Source organism: Paenibacillus sp. S33 (assembly GCF_053615415.1).
Genome location: NZ_JBSIEZ010000001.1, coordinates 4,068,828 through 4,090,264 on the forward strand (window position 1 = coordinate 4,068,828; position 21,437 = coordinate 4,090,264).

Annotated in this window: 17 protein-coding genes and 1 riboswitch; of the genes, 4 read left to right on the forward strand and 13 right to left on the reverse strand. The window is 48.3% G+C overall.

Annotated features, from left to right (window positions below):
- The first annotated feature begins 258 nt into the window (after positions 1-258).
- Positions 259-357, forward strand: a riboswitch (glycine riboswitch).
- Positions 358-533: 176 nt separating this feature from the next.
- From gcvT to gcvPB, 3 genes are all read left to right on the forward strand, one after another.
- The gene (gcvT, locus tag ACWGXJ_RS18490; protein WP_452567363.1) at positions 534-1,634 is read left to right on the forward strand and encodes a glycine cleavage system aminomethyltransferase GcvT; all 1,101 of its coding nucleotides are present in this window, start codon (positions 534-536) and stop codon (positions 1,632-1,634) included.
- 124 nt (positions 1,635-1,758) lie between these two features.
- On the forward strand, positions 1,759-3,114 hold the full coding sequence (gene gcvPA, locus ACWGXJ_RS18495) for an aminomethyl-transferring glycine dehydrogenase subunit GcvPA (protein ID WP_452567364.1): 1,356 nt from the start codon (positions 1,759-1,761) through the stop codon (positions 3,112-3,114).
- The gene (gene gcvPB, locus ACWGXJ_RS18500) at positions 3,111-4,607 is read left to right on the forward strand and encodes an aminomethyl-transferring glycine dehydrogenase subunit GcvPB (protein ID WP_069290177.1); all 1,497 of its coding nucleotides are present in this window, start codon (positions 3,111-3,113) and stop codon (positions 4,605-4,607) included. Before gcvPA ends, gcvPB begins: the two co-directional genes overlap by 4 nt.
- 119 nt (positions 4,608-4,726) lie before the next feature.
- Here the strand turns inward: gcvPB and ptsP are convergent, their stop codons facing one another.
- From ptsP to ACWGXJ_RS18550, 10 genes are all read right to left on the reverse strand, one after another.
- Positions 4,727-6,439, reverse strand: a complete 1,713-nt coding sequence (gene ptsP, locus ACWGXJ_RS18505) for a phosphoenolpyruvate--protein phosphotransferase (protein WP_103049341.1) — start codon at positions 6,437-6,439, stop codon at positions 4,727-4,729.
- Positions 6,432-6,707 (reverse strand): HPr family phosphocarrier protein, encoded by a 276-nt coding sequence (locus ACWGXJ_RS18510; protein WP_013372579.1) that lies wholly within the window; start codon positions 6,705-6,707, stop codon positions 6,432-6,434. Before ACWGXJ_RS18510 ends, ptsP begins: the two co-directional genes overlap by 8 nt.
- Before the next feature lie 110 nt (positions 6,708-6,817).
- Positions 6,818-8,863 carry a glucose-specific PTS transporter subunit IIBC gene (gene ptsG, locus ACWGXJ_RS18515; RefSeq protein WP_061829260.1) on the reverse strand — a complete coding sequence of 682 codons (2,046 nt, stop codon included), beginning with the start codon at positions 8,861-8,863 and terminating at the stop codon, positions 6,818-6,820.
- Between the two features lie 252 nt (positions 8,864-9,115).
- A complete protein-coding gene (gene glcT, locus ACWGXJ_RS18520) occupies positions 9,116-9,976 on the reverse strand; it encodes a glucose PTS transporter transcription antiterminator GlcT (protein ID WP_023989882.1) in 861 nt (286 codons plus the stop codon).
- 190 nt (positions 9,977-10,166) lie between these two features.
- The gene (locus ACWGXJ_RS18525) at positions 10,167-11,702 is read right to left on the reverse strand and encodes a flotillin family protein (RefSeq protein WP_061829261.1); all 1,536 of its coding nucleotides are present in this window, start codon (positions 11,700-11,702) and stop codon (positions 10,167-10,169) included.
- A 48-nt stretch (positions 11,703-11,750) separates the two neighbouring features.
- Positions 11,751-12,269, reverse strand: coding sequence for a protease (locus tag ACWGXJ_RS18530; RefSeq protein ID WP_061829262.1), 519 nt, complete (start codon positions 12,267-12,269; stop codon positions 11,751-11,753).
- A gap of 174 nt (positions 12,270-12,443) precedes the next feature.
- Positions 12,444-13,607: an iron-containing alcohol dehydrogenase gene (locus tag ACWGXJ_RS18535; RefSeq protein ID WP_452567365.1), complete on the reverse strand. Its 1,164-nt coding sequence runs from the start codon at positions 13,605-13,607 to the stop codon at positions 12,444-12,446.
- A gap of 184 nt (positions 13,608-13,791) precedes the next feature.
- Complete coding sequence (locus tag ACWGXJ_RS18540) at positions 13,792-15,435, reverse strand: UDP-glucose--hexose-1-phosphate uridylyltransferase (RefSeq protein WP_452567366.1); 1,644 nt, start codon at positions 15,433-15,435, stop codon at positions 13,792-13,794.
- A 17-nt stretch (positions 15,436-15,452) separates the two neighbouring features.
- Positions 15,453-16,442, reverse strand: coding sequence for a UDP-glucose 4-epimerase GalE (galE, locus tag ACWGXJ_RS18545; RefSeq protein ID WP_023989887.1), 990 nt, complete (start codon positions 16,440-16,442; stop codon positions 15,453-15,455).
- Between the two features lies 1 nt (position 16,443).
- Positions 16,444-17,622 carry a galactokinase gene (locus ACWGXJ_RS18550; protein ID WP_452567367.1) on the reverse strand — a complete coding sequence of 393 codons (1,179 nt, stop codon included), beginning with the start codon at positions 17,620-17,622 and terminating at the stop codon, positions 16,444-16,446.
- A gap of 220 nt (positions 17,623-17,842) precedes the next feature.
- On the opposite strand from ACWGXJ_RS18550, the gene ACWGXJ_RS18555 reads away from it, so the two are divergent.
- Positions 17,843-18,709, forward strand: a complete 867-nt coding sequence (locus ACWGXJ_RS18555) for an AraC family transcriptional regulator (RefSeq protein ID WP_235308853.1) — start codon at positions 17,843-17,845, stop codon at positions 18,707-18,709.
- 126 nt (positions 18,710-18,835) lie between these two features.
- Here the strand turns inward: ACWGXJ_RS18555 and mgrA are convergent, their stop codons facing one another.
- The 3 genes from mgrA to ACWGXJ_RS18570 form a co-directional block, all read right to left on the reverse strand.
- The gene (gene mgrA, locus ACWGXJ_RS18560; RefSeq protein WP_061829268.1) at positions 18,836-19,834 is read right to left on the reverse strand and encodes an L-glyceraldehyde 3-phosphate reductase; all 999 of its coding nucleotides are present in this window, start codon (positions 19,832-19,834) and stop codon (positions 18,836-18,838) included.
- 84 nt (positions 19,835-19,918) lie between these two features.
- The gene (locus ACWGXJ_RS18565) at positions 19,919-20,659 is read right to left on the reverse strand and encodes an NAD-dependent protein deacylase (protein ID WP_103049331.1); all 741 of its coding nucleotides are present in this window, start codon (positions 20,657-20,659) and stop codon (positions 19,919-19,921) included.
- The gene (locus ACWGXJ_RS18570; RefSeq protein ID WP_250266483.1) at positions 20,656-21,426 is read right to left on the reverse strand and encodes an HAD family hydrolase; all 771 of its coding nucleotides are present in this window, start codon (positions 21,424-21,426) and stop codon (positions 20,656-20,658) included. Before ACWGXJ_RS18570 ends, ACWGXJ_RS18565 begins: the two co-directional genes overlap by 4 nt.
- Positions 21,427-21,437: the final 11 nt, after the last annotated feature.

The window sequence follows — 21,437 nt, forward strand, 5'->3', positions numbered from 1 at the left end:
ATAAAAATATGATAACTTATAACAAACGCTTACATATCCTTATTTATATATTAAATGTTTTTTCTATTGTTTTTGATGACATTTTTATTGACATTTTGAATGAATTTGCGTATTAATGGGTTATAGCAAATGCTTTGGAAAACACCCCGACAACTGCAAACGCGGATGAACGCGGAGGGAGAGACTGCCAAAAAGATTCGCATAGCTGTTGCCGCTTATGAAACATAAGTGCACGCGAATCGGATCAAGTTGTTATCTGCAAAGCCAGGTAATATACTGTTGATCCCGAAGGTAGCGCCGAAGGAGTAAGCCTGCATTGCAGGTGAATCTCTCAGGCAAAAGGACCTCTGCCGGACGCATCTCTGGAGAGCATTCGCTATTGGAGCGGATCACCCAAGGGGAAACCCGGTACATACCGGGGTAACTTTCTGGTATCAAGGACAGAGCTGAAAAAAGAGTGTAGACTGCCGTCTATACGTTTTTTTCGGCCTGTCTTTTTTGTTTAGCCGATCACACCGGATAGGAGTGGAAAAATGACTAATTTGCGAAAAACACCGCTATATTCGTCCTACGGGACGCAGTCTGGGGTTCGTTGTATTGACTTTGGCGGCTGGGAGCTCCCCGTTCAGTTTAGCGGCATTCAAAAGGAGCATGAGGCCGTCCGGCAACGTGCGGGTTTATTCGATGTATCGCATATGGGCGAATTTTTGGTTGAAGGCAAAGAGGCCGAAGCTTTTCTGCAAAGGGTGACCACAAATGATGTCAGCCAGTTGGAACCAGGTCAGGCACAATATTCACTCCTGTGTTACCCCGATGGAGGGGTAGTAGACGACCTGCTTGTTTACTGCAAAGGACCGGAGCGCTACATGCTCGTTGTGAACGCCTCTAACATCGATAAGGATTGGGATTGGCTAATTCGCCATATACCTGCATCCGTTCACATGGAGAATGTGTCTGATGCGATAGCATTGCTGGCGTTGCAAGGACCGGAAGCAGCACGTATTGCCGCAGCCGTGGCAGATACGGACATTACGAATCTGGCATCTTTCCGCTTCCATGAGAATGTGCCATTGTTCGGAGCAAAAGCACTCGTCTCACGAACCGGATATACGGGCGAAGACGGTTTTGAGTTTTATGTACCTGCTGCGGAAGCACCAGCCGTATGGGAGGGTTTGCTTCGTTCCGGTGAGTCGTATGGGCTGATTCCCGCTGGACTTGGTGCTCGGGATACCCTACGCTTTGAGGCACGGTTGCCGCTGTACGGACAGGAGTTATCTGCCACGATTTCACCGCTCGAAGCCGGTCTAGGGTTCTTCGTCAAGCTGAATAAAGGAGATTTTATCGGTAGAGAAGCACTGCAACGTCAGAAAGATCAAGGGATTCCTCGCAAATTGATCGGGCTGGAAATGATGGATCGCGGTATCCCTCGCGCCCATTACCCGGTATTCGCAGAAGGACAACACATCGGTGAGGTCACAACGGGGACTCAGTCGCCCACCTTGAAGCGTAATCTCGGCCTCGCCTTGGTAGACAGTCGTTTTAGCGCCCTCTCCACACCGCTGGAGGTTGAGATTCGTGGCAAACGCTTGCGTGCCGAGGTGGTGGCAGCACCCTTTTATAAACGCCCACGCTGATCTTAAACTCTCCTCATTTCTATAAAGCAAACATGTCAGATATGTACTTCCGGGTTTTCTTCTCACACTTTTTTATTAGCTAATTTACGATTTAAATTTTGCTTTTCGAAAGGAGCCAGAACCTATGAAGCAGCATCGTTATCTCCCTATGACTGAACAGGATCAAACCGAAATGCTGCGTGTGGTCGGCGTTTCATCCATCGATGATTTATTCAGTGACATTCCAGAGGCCATTCGATATCAAGGGGAACTCCCTCTTTCTTCTCGACTCGACGAGAGAGCCTTAACCCGCCACTTGGCCGAGCTTGCTGGACACAACGCCAATACAGACACACATGCCAGCTTTCTTGGCGCAGGAATTTATGATCATCATATTCCGTCCGTCATCCAGCACATCACTTCACGCTCTGAATTCTATACAGCCTACACCCCCTATCAGCCGGAAGTAAGCCAAGGCGAGCTACAAGCCATTTTCGAATTTCAGTCGTATATTTGCGAATTGACGGGCATGGCTGTAGCTAATGCCAGCATGTACGACGGAGCGACTGCACTGGCGGAAGCGGGCTCACTGTCCGCCGCAGCTACCCGCCGTAAACAGCTTATCGTATCAAGGTCCGTCCATCCGGAGGCACGTCAGGTATTGGCAGCCTATGCACGCGGATTGGATTTGGACATCGTGGAGATCGGCTGTTCGGACGGCGTAACGGATGCTAATGCGTTAGCGGCGGCCGTATCGGAACAGACTGCGGCTGTTTTGGTCCAAAGCCCCAACTTTTTCGGAGCCGTGGAAAACCTGAAGCCGATGGCTGATCTCATCCATGCGTACAAAGGTCTTTTGGTCGTCAGCGCCAACCCACTGGCACTTGGCTTGCTGGAGACACCCGGCAAACAGGGCGCGGATATTGTGGTAGGAGACGCGCAGCCACTTGGCATCTCATCTTCTCTCGGCGGTCCGACCTGTGGATACTTTGCCGTTTCTCAGGCACATATGCGCCGTATCCCCGGCCGTATTGTGGGTCAGACCACTGACCGTAACGGTAAACGCGGTTTCGTGCTGACCTTGCAAGCACGGGAACAACATATCCGCCGCGAAAAGGCCACGTCTAACATTTGCTCCAATCAAGCGTTGCTAGCTTTATCTGCATCTGTATACTTGTCTGTCATGGGTAGACAGGGGATCAAGGAAGTAGCCGAGCTAAATTTGCATAAAAGCCGTTATGCTTTAGAGCAATTGCTGAGCTTGAAGGGCGTAACTGCCTCATTTAACGCACCGACCTTTAACGAGTTTGCCCTTAGACTGCCTGAGGGTACGGATATGAGCAAACTCCAGACTGAGTTGCTAGCTGCTGGATTTATCGCTGGCTACGATTTGGGCCGGGACTATGAGGAACTTGCTGGTCACATGTTGATTGCCGTGACGGAGCAAAGAACCAAAGAAGAGATTGACCAATTTGTACACACCTTGGGGGGATTGCTATGACACACACCGGCCAGGATCAGAAACAAGGGCTGTTGAAGGAACACGATCAAGCGCTCATTTTTGAATTGAGCCGTCCGGGTCGCATCGCCTATTCTCTTCCCGAGTGCGACGTTCCCCGTCGCCCGGTGGCAGAGCTTTTGCCAGATTATGCGCTGCGCAGTGAACCTGCGGCATTACCCGAGGTATACGAAGTAGACGTTATTCGGCATTATACCGCCTTGTCCAGGCGCAATTTCGGCGTGGACAACGGATTTTATCCGCTCGGCTCCTGTACGATGAAATACAATCCGAAAGTGAATGAGGATGTCGCCCGATATACAGGCTTCGCTAAAATCCATCCATATCAGCCCGAGGAGAGCATCCAGGGTGCTATGGAGCTGCTGCATACGCTCCAAAATGATTTGGCTGCATTAACTGGTATGGATGCCGTCACGCTTCAGCCCGCCGCGGGCGCCCATGGCGAATGGACCGGGCTGATGATGATTCGCTCATACCACGAAGCACGTGGTGAGCGACGTACCAAGGTGCTCGTGCCGGATTCCTCGCACGGAACGAACCCCGCCAGCGCAACCGTCGCGGGCTTCGAAACAGTCACCCTTCCCTCCACCCCTGAGGGGCTGGTGGATCTGGATGCGTTACGTCAAGCCGTAGGCAACGACACCGCTGCGCTCATGCTGACCAACCCGAACACGCTTGGACTGTTCGAGAAGCAAATCACTGACATTGCTGCCATCGTGCATGACGCGGGTGGTCTGCTCTACTATGACGGGGCGAACTCCAACGCCATCATGGGAATTACCCGCCCCGGGGATATGGGCTTCGATGTAGTGCATCTCAATTTACACAAAACGATGAGTACCCCGCACGGCGGCGGCGGCCCCGGCGCTGGGCCTGTCGGCGTAAAGCAACGGCTCATCCCTTATTTGCCCAAGCCGCTTGTCGTACGTGATCCGCAAGGGGTGTACCACTGGGATCGGGAACAGGGAGATTCTATTGGACGGGTTAAAGCCTTTTACGGCAACTTCGGTATTCTCGTTCGTGCCTACGCCTATATCCGTAGCTACGGTCCTGATGGCTTAAAGCGTGTATCGGAATGCGCTGTGCTCAATGCCAATTACATGATGCATCGGCTCGCTCCACATTTTGACCTGCCCTACCCTGGACATTGCAAACACGAATTTGTAATGTCGGGGCGAGGCTTGAAAAAATTTGGAGTGCGCACGCTTGATGTAGCCAAACGGCTACTTGATTTCGGCTACCATCCCCCTACAATTTACTTCCCGCTGAATGTAGAGGAGTGCATCATGATCGAGCCCACGGAGACGGAAAGTAAGGAAACACTTGATGCTTTTGTCGACACTATGATTCATATTGCGCGGGAAGCAGAAGAGAACCCTGAGCTGGTGCTCAATGCACCATATACTACTCCAGTCACACGATTGGACGAAACTACCGCAGCCCGCAAACCTGTACTGAATTGCTCATGCAGTTAAAAACAAATTCTACTTAAAGGATGCAAAAAAGCCGGTATCTAAATAGATACCGGCTGCTGTATGTACACAGCAATTTTTTGTTGGAAAAAGATATAACCTTTGAAATGTAATACCCTTCCTTAGCCTTCGATGCTTTGAACCAATTCAACAACCTGTTCTGCTGTTTGCATGTCCAGAGCTTTTGTAGCCAGTTTTTCCATGTCCGCACGGGACAACTTGGAGATTTGACTACGTGCTGGCAGAATGGAAGTTGCGCTCATACTGAACTCATCAAGTCCAAGACCCAGCAGCAACGGAATTGCTGTTGTATCTCCTGCCATTTCACCACACATACCAACCCAACGTCCTTCACGGTGAGCGGCATCAATAACCATTTTCACCAGACGCAGAATGGATGGATTGTATGGTTGATACAGGTAAGAAACTCGCTCGTTCATGCGATCCGCTGCCATTGTGTATTGAATCAGATCGTTTGTACCGATACTGAAGAAATCCACTTCTTTTGCGAATTGGTCAGCCAATACCGCTGTAGAAGGAATTTCTACCATGATGCCCAACTGAATTTCTTCAGATACGGATACACCCTCGGCTACCAACTTTTCCTTTTCTTCCAACAAAACAGCTTTAGCTTCACGGAATTCGTTCAGCGTAGCAATCATCGGGAACATGATGCGCAGGTTACCATGCACACTCGCACGCAACAAAGCACGCAATTGAGTGCGGAAAATATCCTGGCGATCCAGACACAGACGAATAGCACGGAATCCGAGGAACGGATTCATTTCTTTCGGCAGGTCCAGATAAGGAAGTTCTTTGTCGCCACCGATATCCAAAGTACGGACTACAACCGGCTTACCTTCCATTCTTTCCAGAACGGTTTTGTACGCCGTATACTGTACTTCTTCGGATGGAAGCTTATCGCGTCCCATGTACAAGAACTCCGTACGGTACAAGCCAACGCCTTCACCACCGTTGTCCAGAACACCAGCTACATCATTAGGCGTACCAATATTGGCTGCCAGTTCGACATGGACACCATCGACAGAAACTGTAGCTTCGCCGCGCAGCTTGCGCCACTCTTCGCGTTGCTTGTCGTATGCCACCTGTTTAGCACGGTATTCCGCAACAATCTCTTCGGTAGGGTTCACGAATACGTGACCATCCAAACCATCAACGATAATCAAATCGCCGCTTTTAGCTTGAGACAATATATTTTTCGTTCCCACAACTGCAGGAATTTCAAGTGAGCGAGCCATAATAGCCGAATGCGAAGTACGTCCGCCGATGTTCGTTGCAAAACCTTTAACAAATTCACGGTTCAGCTGAGCTGTGTCGGAAGGTGTCAAATCTTCTGCAAGCACAATCGTTTCTTCGGCAATTTCTGCAGGACTAACAAAATGAACACCAAGCAGGTGATTCAGAATCCGCTTGGTTACATCACGCATGTCCGATGCGCGTTCTTGCAAATAGGCACTTTTCATGTTTTCAAACATGGAAATGAACTGTGTAGCTACTTCATTCAAAGCATAGTCAGCATTAAGCTGCTCGTCTCTGATTTTAGCTTTAACCGGATCGATCAATTCAGGATCATTCAGGATGAGCAGGTGAGATGCAAAAATTTCTGCTTTTTTCTCTCCCAGCTCCTGAAGCGTTTTCTCCTTAATCGATTCCAATTCGGTTTGAGATTGTACCAAAGCCGCATCCAATCTCGCGATTTCAGCTTCAACATCACCAACCGCGCGTCTCTCTACAGCGTAATTCGGATGCTCCAAGATAAACGCCCGGGCAATGGCTATGCCTGCCGAAGCGGCAATCCCGGAAATTTTAAGCATGAACTTCGCCCAGCCCTTCGTTAACGATTACATTTTCAAGAGCTTTCAGTGCTTCGGCAGCTTCAGCGCCTTCGCAGATAATGTTAATAGTATCACCTTGTTCCAGACCCAGAGACAATACACCCAGAATGGATTTCAAAGTTACCTTTTTACCGTTAGCTTCGGCAAAAGATTCAGCACCGCTGAATTTGTTAGCTGTATTAACCAGTGCAGTTGCAGGACGTGCATGGATACCGTCTTCATCCGTAATTCTAAAAGTTGTTTGCATAATTTGTTCCTCCCACTTTCCTAAAGATAATATTTGTTTACACGCAGTATACCAGATCATTGATCAGACGGCCTAAGCCGCCTAATCAACTAATCCGAAACACATAGAGTTTATTTTATCGTAATTATACCATCTTCGCCAGCCTTCAATACTCCAGTTTTGTTTAAAGTTACCGAAGAACCTTCTGGAAGGTTGGTAAAAATGACAGGTGAAATGATGGATTTAGCGTTTGCCTTCACGTATTCAAGGTCTACTTTCATAATAGGCTGGCCAGCTGACACAAGATCGCCTTCGTTCACCAAAACGTCAAATCCTTGGCCTTTAAGCTTCACGGTGTTCACCCCGATATGAACAAGCACTTCTTTACCGCCATCGGATTGAATACCAATCGCATGCTTGCTCGGGAATACATTGAATACTTTACCATAAACAGGGGACACAATCGTTCCATCATTTGGCACGACCGCAAAGCCGTCACCTGTCATACGTTCTGCAAATACCGGATCGGGAACCGTCGAGATATCAACCAATTCGCCGTTAACAGGCATTACAATATCTTCTACAATAATGGTTTGTTGTTCTTCCCCAGCTTCCTTCTCCTCTTGTGGAGCAGGTTGCGCCGGAGCTGGTGCAGGTGTACGTCCAGCCATGATATCAGCCATTTGAGTTTTAATGGTGTCGGAACGTGTACCGAAAATTGCCTGTACGTTGTTGCCGACTTCAAGGACACCCGATGCGCCAAGTTGTTTCAGACGAGCTTTGTCAACGTTCGATTTCTCATTAACCTCGATCCGAAGACGTGTGATACAAGCATCCAGGTGCTTGATATTTGATGAACCACCGAAAGCTGCCAAAATGTTGTGCGGGAGCTCATCACTACTACCGGCTGCTGCACCATCCACATTTTCTGTAGCTTCTTCACGTCCTGGTGTTTTCAAGTTGAACTTCCGTATGATGAACCGGAATCCGAAGTAGTAAATCACTGCCAAAATCAGACCGACGATGATTACATACCACCAAGGCGTACGGGTTGGAATAATCCCGAAAATCAGGAAGTCAATGAATCCGCCTGAGAAGGTCATACCGATTTTGACATGTAAAATTTGCATGGTCATAAATGACAGACCTGCGAATATACAGTGTACTGCAAACAGCAGTGGAGCTACGAACAGGAAGGAAAATTCCAGTGGCTCCGTAATACCTGTCAAGAAAGAAGTCAATGCTGCTGAACCCATGATACCTGCTACATATTTTTTGTGTTCTGGTCTTGCTTCATGGTACATTGCAAGCGCTGCTGCTGGCAAACCGAACATCATGAATGGGAATTTACCCACTTGGAACGTACTTGCTGTCAACGCCACTCCATCACGAAGCTGGCTGAAGAAGATCTGCTGGTCACCATGAACGGTTTGACCTGCTTTGTTAACATATTCACCAAACTCAAACCAGAACGGTGAATACCAGATGTGATGCAAACCAAATGGAATAAGCGCGCGTTCGATAACCCCGAACAGGAACGCCGACAAAGTCGGGTTGGAATACACCATAAAGTGAGATACTGCGTTAAGTCCTTGTTGAACTGGAGGCCAGATCAGAACTAGCGCAAGTCCGACAATCAGTGAGGACACCGCCGTTGCAATTGGAACGAAACGCTTACCCGCGAAAAAGCCCAGATACGAAGGAAGCTCAATTTTGAAAAAGCGGTTGTACATGGCCGCGGCCAGTATACCGATGATTATCCCGCCGAACACCCCGGTTTGAAGCGTTGGAATACCCAACACGTTCGCATAACCCGGTATTTTTTGAGCAATCAGACCAGGTGTGACACCCACGGCTGTACCCAAAGTAATGTTCATAACGAGGTAACCGATGATGGCAGCCAAACCTGCTACACCTTCACCGCCCGCCAGACCGACGGCTACGCCGACTGCGAACAACAGGGCCAGATTATCAAAAACGATTTGTCCGGCATTCATCATGATCGTCGCTACCGATTGAACCCAGCCCGCATTTAATGCCGGAATGTACTGGAGAAAATCAGGATTGACCAGCATGTTACCGATACCCAATAAAAGCCCCGCAGCTGGCAAAATCGCTACAGGAAGCATTAATGCTTTACCGACACGCTGTAAAACGCCGAAAAGCTTTTTAAACATACCTTCCACATCCTTCTCTGAAATTTAGAACAGAGGCAAAACAACAAAAAAGGCATGAGCCGATTTAAGTATGTTTGAAAACAACCTTGGGATATAGCTTGCCCCAGTAGGCTGTAAACAATCATAACTTAAAACAACTCATGCCTGATCGAATCAGTAACACGTTAAATGTTCAGTTGTTGTCTTCCTCATTGCAGAATTGATTATAGCACCCCACTAAATGCGAGGCAATACTTTTTTAATCTTGTTTTATCACTTTTGTTGCTCCCCCTGCTCTTTGCGTTGGGACAACCGTTGCAGATGCATTGTCAAATAACTAACCTCAGCCGGGTACACAGATTTACGGAGTCTTTTCTCCATAATTTTCGTGAGCTTCCAGGCCAGCATATACATTTCCGGATACTCCTCATTCAAAAGCTTGTCCAATCGATAAATCTCCTGCACAATTTCTCCCCGGCGCACACGTTCAATCGCAAACCTCAGATGAGTCAGCAGTCGAGAATAATCAAGAGATTGAAGAGGAATACGATAATCCAGTGTCGTCTCGACAACCTGAACCATATCAGCAATCAGACGAGAATCCTTCCTAACCTCGGAGATATGCTGGTTTGTCATGGCGCTATAAATATGCAGGGCCACGAATCCAATTTCATCTTCTCCCAGATCTACATCCATCTTATCCCTGATTAAAGCAACAGCCTGCTCAGCCATCTTGTATTCCTGAGGATATATTTCCCTAGTCTCATACAAAAACGGATTATGAATCGTAATTCCCTGTTTATGACGGTTGATGGAAAACGCGATATGGTCAGTTAAAGCAATCAGTATGTGCTCATTTAGAGGCTTCTTTGCTTGAAGCTGAACAAGATGAAGCACCTCACCGATGACCTCAATGAGCTTTTCATCCAGCTCAGGAAGCAACCGTTTGTATTGCTCCTGTTCTTCATGGCTTTTTAATATAAATAATTTTTCAACTGAATCCAACGGCATAAGATCGCCGGGTCTGCGATTGAAACCGATTCCTTTTCCAATCACGACAACCTCATCATGCTCGGGATGCATCCCTATAATCACATTGTTATTCAGCGCTTTGGCCACTTTTAGGCTGCTCACATCCGCACCTCTTTTATCAGAACCTTGATCCTAAGAATTATAGCATGAAGCTCAGAGGAATCCACGTTAAAGTACCAAATATTCGGCTAAAGGTCAATAAAAAGAAAACGCTTTTCATCACATTGCCGGGAAATGCTGTGATGAAAAGCGGTCTTTTGGTTAGGGATAAATGCTCCCCAAAGACTTATCGTTATTCTTTATCTGTTAGCGCTACCTCCACCGAGGCTGGAAGAGGCTGCTTATTCGCTTCACCGGAAGGCGGCACGGAATGAAGGCCTTTTTTCCCCGTGGTCAACCCCTTGATTAACTGCTCCACATCAATTCCGGATACACTCTTCAGCATCTCGGGTGCCGTAGCCATCAGTTCGGTGACATAATTGCTGACACGCGCTGCTCCTTCTCCTTTTCCCGTATCAACTACGGTGAGTTTATCAATGGACGCAATCGGTTCGGCAATACGTCCAGCCAGATCAGGCAACATTTTCACGATAATATCGAGCACGGCAGCCTCTCCAAACTTCTGGAACGCCTCCGCCAGTTTTTCCTTGGCCTCCGCTTCTGCAAGTCCACGCAAACGGATGACATCTGCGTCTGCCGTACCTTTGGCGCGTTCTGCATCTGCTTCTGCTTGCCCGTTGAGACGTTTTTGTTCAGCTGACGCTTTAGCCTGTGTCTCAATCGAGTATTGCAGCGATTCAGCCTCACGCATTTTACGCGATTTATCTGCTTCCGCCGCTTGCTCGACCGCATACCGATCGGCTTCTGCCTTCTTTTTCACTTCCGCATCATATTGCTTTTCACGTACCTGTATTTCCTTGGATTGAAGATCAATTTCCCGTTCTTTGCGCACCAGCTCGACCTTCATCTGCTCTTCGACAGCAGTCTGCTTGGCACGGGCCTCCTGAATGTGATAAGCCTGATCGGCTTCTGCCTTCGCTGTATCCTGTTCTTTCTTAAACGATGCCACTTTCAGTTCCTTCTCCTTGGCGGCCTCGGCAATGTTGGTGTCTCGCAGCAGTTCGGCCTTCTGGCCTTCCTGTTCTGCACGCGCCTTCTGAATCCGGGCATCCCGCACAGCCTCGGCTTCTGCAATCTCAGCATCCCGTTTCACAGCGGCAATTCTCGGCTTACCAAGCGCATCCAGATATCCGTGCTTATCACGCACGTCTTTGATGGTGAATGAAACGATTTGCAAGCCCATCTTTTTCAGATCACGAGCAGCCACGCCCTGTACTTCCTGCGCAAACCGATCCCGATTACGATAAACTTCTTCCACTGTCATCGAACCGAGGATTGCGCGCAAATGTCCCTCCAGCACTTCCTGAGCCTCTCCTCTAAGAGCCTCCAATGGCTTCCCGATGAACTGCTCGGCTGCTGTAGCCACATCCTCAATGGAACTGCCGACCTTGATAATCGCCACACCATCCGCAATCACGGGAACTCCTTGCTCCGTATACACTTCCGGTGTGGTTACGTCCAGTTTATGGGACAACAGAGAGATGAATTCGGACTGCTGGAAAATAGGCCAAATGAAGGCACCCCCGCCGCGTACAATTTTAATTTTGCGTCCAGAGTCATCCTCGGAAATATTTTTATTTCCCAGAAAAGAGCCCGTCACGATCATCCCTTCATCCGGTCCTACCGTTTTGTAACGGGCCCAAAAAGCGATCCCTAATATGACGATAACGATGACAACAATCCCAGGGACCAACACAATATCTTGCAAATTTGACACTCCCGATCACGCTCCCTTCAAGTTAAGCGAATGCGCCGTCTATGTGTCCAGGTACGCTACGCGGACGACGCCCTCTGCGACCTCAACCACGACGATACGGGTTCCCGCAGCAAGCGGTTTGTGATCGAAGCTCGATGCTGTATGTATGGTGTTGCCTGCACCCAAGCGGATCATAACCTCCCCGTAACCAACCTCAGGTACAGGAATGGTGACCTCACCGATCCGGCCAGTCAGCTCACGCATGGAGAAGCCGCTGGATACTTCCGAATTCGCCATGGGTTTAATAAACGCAAAGAACACGAGTATTCCGATGACAAACGCAATCCCTAAAGCAAGCACGACGACCCACCCCATGCTCAGCCCAGTATACTTTGTCAGCAGTACTCCAGCTCCGCCAAAAGCGGTCATGGCTCCAAGTAAAACGACAGGTCTGAACCAATCGAGGCTCGGTAGCTCCAATGCACCATCCAGCCAACCACCGAGTACATCTCCAATCAGCACACTGACTACGGTAAAGATAGCGCCCCCTGCCAATAACCACCAAAATATGGTTTCCATGCGACTCCTCCTTCCATGTACCTTTTCAGTCTGGTTTCCAGTCTATAACTATGTTTACGTATTCAACCTTAAAAAGTTTCAAAATTTTCCTCCAAAATCCCACGTTGAACCCAAAAAAGCACGTTCGCACGTCGAATGACGCACAAACGTGCTTAAAATGATACAAGTATCAGTTTACAGAGATGCTTTGTAAATTTCGACTACATCTTCGCGATTGAGCTTATTAAAACCACCAAAAGATCCGAATTTCACAGCTTTATCAGCCATAACATCGATCTGGGACGCATCAATATCGTAATCAGCCAGACGGCTTGGTGCACCAATCGAGTTCCAGAAATCACGCAACGCCTGAATACCTTCCAGCGCCACTTCTTCATCACTCTTGCCTTCTGGGTTTACATGGAACACATTGACGGCCAGTTGTTTGAAGCGTTCAGGCTTCACATGCAGATTGTGTTTCATCCAGTTCGGGAACAGAATAGCCAGTCCTCCACCATGTGGAATATCATAAACAGCAGACACAGCATGTTCGATATTGTGAGTAGCCCAGTCACCTGTCAGCCCCATGTTCAGGAAGCCGTTCAGCGCCATCGTACCACAATACATAATCGTTTCACGCAGCTCGTAGTTTTCCAGATCGTTGATCAGACCTGGAGCCGCATCCATGACCGTACGTAAAATCGTTTCGCACCAGCCAAGTTGAACCGGAGTATTGGATTCCAAATGGAAATAATGCTCCAGCGTATGTGACATCATATCTACGATTCCGTAAACGGTTTGATTTTGTGGCAGTGAGTATGTGTTTACAGGGTCAAGAATAGAAAACGCAGGGAACGCAAATACGCTACCCCATCCCAATTTTTCCTGTGTTTTTTCATTTGTAATAACAGAACCCGCATTCATTTCAGAACCGGTAGCTGCCATGGTCAAAACTGTACCTAATGGCAATGCTGCCTGTGGGGCCGCTTTACGCTCTGCAAAATCCCACATGTCGCCATCATATTTTGCACCAACAGCAATGGCTTTGGAACAATCCAGCACACTACCACCGCCTACAGCCAGAACGAGGTCGATTTGATGTGTTTTACACAATTCCACGCCTTTATGTACTGTAGATAAGCGAGGATTCGGTTCTACACCAGCCAGTTCCGTTACCTCTGCACCAATTTCACCAAGCAAACTTATTACATTATCGTACAAACCGCTGCGCTTAATGCTGCCGCCGCCATATACAAGCAGTACACGTTTACCATATTTAGGAACTTCACGCTTGAGAGCCTCCAATTGTCCTTTACCGAAGATCAATTGTGTAGGATTATAAAATTCGAATGCTTTCATCGCAAACGCTCGCCTCCAATAGTTCTAAAGTTTAATGTTAAGAATCTACTCTATTATAACCTTTTCGGTTACAGGAAACAAATATGCTTTATTTTCAGAAAAAAACCACACTCCTTGAGGAGCATGGTTCCACGTCATATCTTGGGAGGGTTCTCGTAGTGTATTATGTGCTGCGCCAGCGATTTTATTCTCCCAAAGTATATCCCAATTGTTTCATAAAACGACCAAACGCCTGCTGCCCCGACTCATTCCGTTTATACACTCCTGCATGCTCTAAAATTTCACTGAATTTCAGTCCAACTTCATTTTGTACGGTACGAACAGCCGTTTCCTTGTCAGGCAAACGACCGAACTGAGTGTTTAACTGATAAATCCAGTCTGCATGCTTAAACAGTGGATGTCCTTCCTGCTGCATAGCCACAGCCAGTTTGTCATCCCCACATAAAATATCTGCAATCCCATCCAGTTCATCCTTGAGCCGTCCCGGTAATATGGCAAGTCCCATAACTTCGATCAGACCGATATTTTCCTTCTTGATGTGATGCATCTCGCGATGAGGATGGAAAATACCTTCCGGATACTCTTCACTCGTTCGGTTGTTACGCAGTACGAGATCCATCTGATACCTGCCTTCGGAATCTCGGCGCACAATCGGCGTCACAGTATTATGTGGAATCGTTTCCCCCTCCAGCTCGGTATGAGAGAGGACATCAGCTACAGGATCACTATAAGCTTTCCAGGCTTCAAAAGCAGCATTTCCCGCCTCCAACAGCGCCTCGGCATCTGTTGACGTAAAACGGATGACCGACATCGGCCAGTTTACAATCCCTGCTGTAACCTGAGGGAACGCTTCATTATGGTATACACCGTCCACACCCGCTTTTTCAATAGGGAATGTATGACGACCACCCTGAAAATGATCATGGGTCAGGATCGATCCGCCGACAATCGGCAGATCCGCATTGGAGCCAATAAAATAATGCGGAAACGCTTTCGTAAAGGCCAGCAAACGCCGCAGTGTATCCTTCGTAAGCTTCATCGGTACATGATCATGATGGAACACGATGCAATGCTCGTTGTAATACACATAGGGTGAGTATTGAAAAAACCACGGCTCCCCATTCAATTCCACCGGAATGATACGCAGATTTTGACGGGACGGATGATTTACTCTTCCTGCATATCCGACGTTTTCACGGCATAATTGACACTTGGGATAAACAGGCGGCGGCAAAAGCTTCGCCATCGCAATTTCCTTAGGACTTTTTTCTGGCTTGGACAAATTAATCGTGATTTCCATATCTCCGTAAGATGTCGACTGATTCCAGTACACATTGCTGGCAACCCGATCCATTCGGATGTAGTTCGAATCGATGGATAATTGATAAAAAGCATCTGTCGCCGCCTCTATGCCGCGTTCAGTCTCCGTTTGATGAAAGTCACGGATGACTTCAGACGGTCTCGCCATCAGCAGTCCCATGATTTTGGAATCCAGCAAATCGCGATACGTATCTGTGTTTTCAGGGATAAGTCCTATGGCAAAACCATAATCTATCAATACATTAAGCACAGGCTGGAGAGCTTCGGGGGCCATAACGCCCCCTGCCTCCCCACCTGAATAAGGCTCCGAAAACCCAAACTGCTCCAACAGCAGATTACGGCTGTAATCTGTATCTTGCGGACCGATCAAGCCCTTGTTTTGTGCGAATGCAATCAGTTGCTCCACCGCATATAGAGCCGATTGCTGCACAGTTTCGTCGATGTCATGGGCCAGATGCCGGGAAAGTTCCCGGCCTTGGCCTTTATCTGCGGTTTGGCGCTCGCTCATATGTCATCGTCTCCCGTCTATTCGTCGCCGTAGCCGTGAGGGTGCGACTGATGCCATCCCCATGCTCCGCTAATAATATCCTCCAATTGGGTACGTGCTGGACTCCAGCCCAACACCGAACGAGCCTTGTCAGAAGATGCAACCAATATCGCTGGATCGCCTGCGCGGCGTGGCTCTGTAACAACTGGAATGTCGAGTCCAGTGACCTTGCGTGCCGTCTCAATAACTTCTTTCACAGAGAAGCCCTGTCCATTGCCCAAGTTGAATACGTTGCTGTCATTGCCTTCGCGCAAGTAATTTACTGCACGCACATGAGCATCCGCCAGGTCACTCACGTGAATGTAATCCCGAACACACGTGCCGTCAGGTGTCGCATAATCCTCACCAAACACAGCGATGTGTGGACGTTGCTTCAAGGCTGTCTGGAGCACTAATGGGATCAGATGGCTTTCTGGTCGGTGATCTTCACCGATCTTGCCGCTCTCATGCGCACCAGCCGCATTAAAATACCGTAAAGACACATATTTGATGCCTAAAACTTTATCAAACCACGACATCATGCGCTCCATCATCAGCTTTGTTTCACCATACACGTTGGTTGGCTCTGTACGGTCTCCCTCTTCAATCGGCACCTTTTCCGGTTCGCCGTAGGTAGCCGCAGTAGAGGAAAACACGATTCGGCGCACTCCAGCATCCTTCATCGCCTCCAGCAAGCTCAGCGTGCCAAATACATTGTTGTCGTAATATTTACCAGGATTTTGCATGCTTTCTCCAACCAGCGAATTGGCTGCAAAATGGATAACTGCATCGATACTATTTTCAGAGAACAGTTTGGACAGTAGTTCTTTATCCCTCAAATCCCCTTCATACAACTTGCCTCCAAGCAATGCTGCTTTGTGCCCGGTTTGCAAATTGTCCAGCACCACAACTTCTTCTCCCAGATCCAACAGTTCTGCTACGGTATGTGAACCGATATATCCAGCTCCACCTGTGACTAAAATGGCCATGTTATTCGTCCTCCTTCAGTTCTTTTACTCCGTCTCCTGCCTTGCATACATAAAAGCTGGCTTCCAGCCCTGTGCGGGTCTGATAAGCTTCGCCGACTTCCTTCACAAAACGTTCCACATCGTCCTCATGAACCAATGAAACCGTACAACCTCCAAATCCGGCTCCTGTCATACGAGCACCCAGCGTGCCAGGAATGCGTCGTGCTTCTTCAACCATGACGTCCAGCTCCGTGCAGCTGACCTCATACAAATAGCGCAATGAATCATGAGAAGCATTCATTAACAGACCAAAAGCTATAAGTTCATTCGCTGCGAGAGCATCGACAGAGGCCAACACACGAGCGTTTTCCTCCACCACATGCTGTGCCCGCCGACGCACTGTTTGGTCCGCGATGTGATGCTGAAGCTCTCCGAAACGTGCCTCATCCAGCTGAGCGAGGTATTCCAGTGACGGCTCCTGCTGCTGTAAAATGGACAGTGCTTCGGCACACTGGCTACGACGCTCGTTGTAGGCTGAGTCCACCAAACCGCGACGCTTGTTTGTATTGCCGATCACGAGCTTATAAGCCCCCGTGCGGAATGGCACTTTACGGTACTCCAACGTATCGCACATCAGCAGAATTGCATGATCAGCTGCTCCGTTCGCTACAGCGAACTGGTCCATAATGCCGCAATTGACACCAACGTAATTGTTTTCTGCCCGCTGGGACAACAAAGCGATCTCGACCGTATCTGTTTCCTGTTTTTCGATCGTGAGAAACGCATATCCTGTAACAACCTCAATGGAGGCTGAGGAGGATAATCCAGCACCATTCGGTATTTCTCCATGATAGAGCAGGTCATATCCGTTAGACGGATAAACTCCCTTTTCAGCCAACTCCACCAGCACACCCACCGGATAGTCCACCCACTCATCCGTTTTGTTTTTACCTATTTCTCCACGGGGGATAGACACTTCATACGACAGGTTTGTCGAAGCAAAATGAATTTCATCATCATTGCGCGCACGAAGGATCAGCGTCGTTCCGAATTCCAGCGCAGCCGGGAGTACATAACCACCGTTATAGTCGATATGCTCTCCAATCAGATTGACACGTCCAGGTGCATGAAATATCCGCAGTTCATTGCTGCTTTCACCATATTTTTCAATAAAATGTTTCTTTAATTCAGTAGAGTTCATATCCGCATCCACCTCATATACCGTTAGTAAAGGCCCTCCTGATTTCCCTGTAACATCTTAATCAGGTTGACATCTCTTATGATTTCAGTATAAATGAAAGCGTCACACAATGTAATGCATCCATGTGTTTAAGCTATGGATAAATGTGACTTGGATATGTACAATGTAAGTATACCGCATCCGCTAAACCATTCACAAATGCAGGAAGGATGACCCTATTTTGCAAGCGTATTCATATAGTTATGCCGTCGCCTCTAATCCGGTGTTTTATGAAAATAGCCCGCTGCATGTGCTTTTTGCAGGAGAGAGCCAAACCAAATCCGGTCATGCCGTGGGGCCGAAAATCTATGATTACTATCTGCTACACTTTGTAGAATCGGGCAGAGGTATCTTCCGAACGGAACAGCACACATATCAGCTTGAAGAAAACGATTTTTTCCTTATTCATCCCGGTCAGCTGGTGAGCTATACCTCTGATGAAGAGGAACCGTGGCGTTATCGTTGGTCTGCGTTTACCGGGCACCATACTGAGCAGGTGGTGCAGGAGGCCGGGCTACGTGTTCACCAGCCTGTCTTTCATGCTTCCGATCAAAGTCCCATTCCCGGTTATTTGGAGCAAATGCAATTGGCCTTTTATAGCAGAAAATCTAGTTCTCATCTATCAGCCTTGGGGTATTTGTATCTGATTATGGGGGAAGCAGGCAATTACCTGAGTGACTGGACTGATCCGTCCGGGGCGGATTCGCAAATTCAACGTACAGTCAAGCAGATGGTTCAATATATGTCCACTCAGTACGCACACCCCGTTTCCATTGAGCAAATGTCTGAAGGACTTGGTTATAATCGTGCGTATTTGTCACGGATATTCAAAAAGGAAACGGGGATCTCCCCCGTCACCTATCTGCTTAAGCTAAGAATCGACAAATCACGTCAACTGCTGCGTGAGCGTCCGGAACTATCGGTAGAGCAAGTGGCCGCTTCGGTCGGACTAACCGATGCCTTATATTTCTCACGTCAATTCAAACGCTTCTGTGGTCAGTCTCCAACCGAGTACCGAAGCAAGGTTAAGCAGTATCCACAGTCGTAAAACAGACTTAAACAGCCCGCATCCTTCAAACGGATGCGGGCTGTTAATTTATATTGTATAAGAGAACGCGAAATTAGGCCGATGACTACAAATTAACTTTCGCCATTAGGCTGTGCCGCCGTCCTGTCAGTTCCCGGCATTCAGAATCGAATCAATCCGATCCAATTCCTCCTGAGAAAAGTCCAGATTGGATAAGGTAGCAACATTTTCTTCAATTTGGCTTACACGGCTTGCCCCAATCAAGACAGAGGTCAGACGTTCGCCGCGCAGAGCCCAGGCCAGCGAAAATTGAGCCAAACTTTGTCCGCGTGCAGCAGCCATCTGATTCAGGGCGCGTACCTTGCGAAGTGTCTCTGGCGTCACATGGTTCTCATTCAGGAAAACCGAAGTACTCGCTGCACGTGAATCCTCGGGAATTCCGTTCAAATATTTATTGGTCAGCAATCCCTGCGCCAGCGGGCAAAAGGCAATGCTGCCTACCCCGTTTTCGTCCAGTACATCTTGTAATCCGTTTTCAATCCAGCGGTCGAGCAAGGAGTATTTCGGCTGATGAATCAAAAGCGGTGTTCCCAGCTCCTTCAGAATGCGAGCTGCTTCTGCTGTTTGCTCCGCACTATAATTGGACACACCCACATACAGCGCTTTGCCGGATCGTACGATATGATCCAGTGCTCCCATCGTTTCCTCCAGCGGCGTATCAGGATCAAATCGGTGAGAGTAGAATATGTCGACATAGTCCAGCCCCATCCGCTTCAGGCTCTGATCCAGACTAGATATCATATACTTGCGAGATCCCCAGTCACCATAAGGCCCTGCCCACATATTGTAGCCCGCTTTGGTGGAGATGACCAACTCATCTCGATACGGTTTCATATCACTGGCTAATACTTGTCCAAAAAATTCCTCAGCTGATCCCGCAGGAGGGCCATAGTTATTAGCTAAATCAAAATGCGTAATTCCCAGATCAAAGGAGCGAGTAATCATGCTACGGCCATTCTCCGCGTTGTTAATCCCGCCGAAATTGTGCCACAAGCCCAGCGAAATAGCGGGCAGTTTTAGACCTGATCTCCCTGTACGGTTATATTTCATAGTTTCATAACGATCTTCGCCAGCTAAATAAACCATGCTATCCCAGCCTCTCTCGAAACATTGTAATGTCCATCACAACATCATCATAGCGCTTTTATCCAGGCGTTGACAAGAAAACGATTACAGACCTAATTGATGAGCAAGTTTTTCCATAACTTTACCGATTGGATCGGTGATCAAAAGATCCGCCTTATGATCATACGAGGTGGGATCTGTATTCAGCAGCACTGTATGTTTACCACGAAAATAAGTAATCAAGCCCGCAGCGGGATGTACTGTCAGCGACGTTCCTCCAATTAACAGCAGATCAGCCTGCGAAATAGCCTGAACGGATTGAATAATGGTATCCTGATTCAGCTCCTCCTCATATAAAACGACATCCGGTTTGATAATTCCTCCATCTATTGGACATTTGGGTACAACCTCAGAGCTGTTCATCACTTCATCTAGGCTGTAAAAACGTCCGCATTCCATACAGTGGTTCCGATGCACCGAGCCATGAAGTTCTAGTACATTCACACTGCCGGCAGCCTGATGTAAGCCGTCAATATTTTGGGTCACAACCGCTTTTAGACGGCCTTGCTTTTCCAATGACGCGAGGAAATGATGACAACCGTTCGGCTCCGCATCGGGATGCAGCATTTTGCTGCGATAGAAGTCGAAGAACACTTCAGGATGCTTCACAAAAAATGAACGGCTCAGCATAACCTCAGGGGAATAAGGCAATTTCTCCTCACTTTGATACAGGCCTGCTGCCGAACGAAAATCCGGAATACCACTTTCCGTCGATGTGCCTGCACCGCCGAAAAAAACAATATTCTGCGATTGCTGTATCCATTCCGCCAACGTATTAACTTTCATACCCTACGCACCTCCAGCTCTTCATATCCACGAACAACCTTATCCGCATCCAGCAAATGACCAGAACGTTCTGCTTCTGGCGCAAATCCAATAGCGAGCCGCACTCCGGCACGTTTGCCCATCTGCATGTCCCCATTGCTGTCTCCGATGACTACCACGTCCGCCGGCGACAATCCTAGTAATGCGCAGGCTTTTTCAGCCATTTCCGGGTCAGGCTTACCATATGTAACCCTATCATGTCCGATAATCTCATCAAAATAGGATGTCAGCCCCATCCACTCCAAATGCTCCTGTGCAGCCTCTGTACTGTCAGAGGTCACAACCGCTAGCTTCAGCCCGGCATGGCGGCTTTGCTCCAGCAATGTCCGCAACCCTGGAAACACCTTCGCTGCCCGATGTCGCCGAATATCAGCCATCGCCGTTTTATTAAAGTCGCGGACAAGCCGTACAGCTTCATTCCACGGTACACCAGCATTATAAAGCTGCCAAGCCAATACCCCCGTACTTTCGTCCACCGTCCCCATGGCCAGCGGGCCAGAAGGGTCGTAACCGATCACACGTCCCTCCTGATCGTGAACAGTACCTAGAACGGTACCTTTTTCCACCGTAAAACCGGCACCTGCCACGATAAGATGCTGCTCCATCATATCCAGTATAGAACGAGCCCAGGGGCCCCACAACTGAATAAAATCCAGCAACGTTCCATCTTTATCTAATAAAATACCACGGCATGGGTACCGCTCCCCCTGCACGATCAGCTCAGACATGCAGCACACCT